General features: G+C 39.2%; 2 protein-coding genes. Both read right to left on the bottom strand.

Annotated elements, in window-relative coordinates; all coding sequences use genetic code 11:
* Positions 1-1,045 (bottom strand): ACR3 family arsenite efflux transporter (arsB, locus tag C9J35_RS23040; protein ID WP_107927148.1); only part of this gene is annotated, 1,045 nt, incomplete at its 3' end.
* Positions 1,038-1,364, bottom strand: coding sequence for an ArsR/SmtB family transcription factor (locus tag C9J35_RS23035; protein ID WP_054770102.1), 327 nt, complete (start codon positions 1,362-1,364; stop codon positions 1,038-1,040). The genes arsB and C9J35_RS23035, both read right to left, overlap by 8 nt.
* Positions 1,365-1,379 lie beyond the last annotated feature (15 nt).

Here is a 1,379-nt window from a genome sequence, read left to right as displayed (position 1 = left end):
TTTTAAAGTATTTTTTCTGCCAACGTAAGGCAACCCACACAAGTCCTATGAGTACGGGTACTTCTACAAGAGGACCGATAACAGCGGCGAATGCTACGCCACTATGAAGGCCAAATACACCAACTGCTACCGCAATCGCTAACTCAAAGTTGTTACTTGCAGCTGTAAAAGAAAGAGCTGCTGTGACAGGATAAGATGCGCCAGCTTTACGTGAAGAGAAGAATGAAACAGCAAACATCACCACAAAGTAAATAAATAATGGAATCGCAATTCGTACTACATCGAGTGGTAGTTCGACTAATTGCTCACCTTTTAAGGCAAACATCATCACGATCGTGAATAACAGTGCAATTAAAGTAAGTGGTGAAATCTTCGGCAAGAACTTTTCCTCATACCACTCTTTTCCTTTTGTTTTAATCCCGATCCACCGTGTGAGGAACCCTGCAGCAAATGGTATTCCTAAGTAAATAAGTACGCTTTTTGTAATTTCCCACATAGAAATGGATACATTGAAATTCTCTAAACCAAACCAACCAGGTAATACATTTAAGAAAAAGTACGCAAAGATCGAATACGTCACGATTTGAAAGATGGAGTTAAAGGCAACTAAACCAGCCACATATTCACGGTCTCCACGTGCTAAATCATTCCACACAATGACCATGGCAATACAGCGAGCTAAACCAATCATAATGAGTCCAGCCATATATTCTGGATAATCGTGCAGGAAGATGATGGCTAAAAAGAACATTAAGAACGGTCCGAGTAACCAGTTTTGAAAAAGTGATAATAAAAGCACTTTCCAATCCTTAAACACTCGCCACATTTCCTCATATTTTACTTTTGCCAATGGTGGGTACATCATCACAATTAGCCCTATGGCGATAGGTATCGATGTTGTACCAACTGACATGGATTCTAATGCTTCACCAATATTGGGCATTGTGATACTTAATAAAACGCCTATTCCCATCGCAACAAAAATCCAAAGGGTGAGGTAACGATCTAGAAAAGAAAGCTGTTTTGTTAAAGATTCATTACTCATTTACATTTCCTCCTATATGGCAACAATCTGTGCCACAGTTGCACCCATTTAAAGGCTGAATTTGTTCTAAAATGCCCTGCATTAGTGGTGTTTGATCCTCTACTAAACGGTAATGTTTCCAAGTCCCTACTTTCCGTTCCGTAATAATGCCTGCCTCCTTTAATTTTCGTAGATGCTGACTAACTGCTGGTTGTGATATGCCTAGAACATCCACAAAATCACATACACATACCTCCCCATTTTTCATACATGCAAGTAATTTAATGCGATTCAAATCAGCTGCTGCTTTTAATTGTTTTTCAATTAGTGAGTTTTCCATTTATCTGCACTCCTT

Source organism: Lysinibacillus parviboronicapiens (assembly GCF_003049575.1).
GTDB classification, from domain to species: Bacteria; Bacillota; Bacilli; order Bacillales_A; family Planococcaceae; genus Lysinibacillus; species Lysinibacillus parviboronicapiens.
Note: the sequence above shows the minus strand (reverse complement) of the source record. Positions and strands in the feature narration are given on the sequence as shown.

Bases quoted from the DNA above. Each gene is read 5' to 3' on its own strand.
- C9J35_RS23035 (WP_054770102.1), bottom strand. From the start codon at position 1,364: ATGGAAAACTCACTAATTGAAAAACAATTAAAAGCAGCAGCTGATTTG.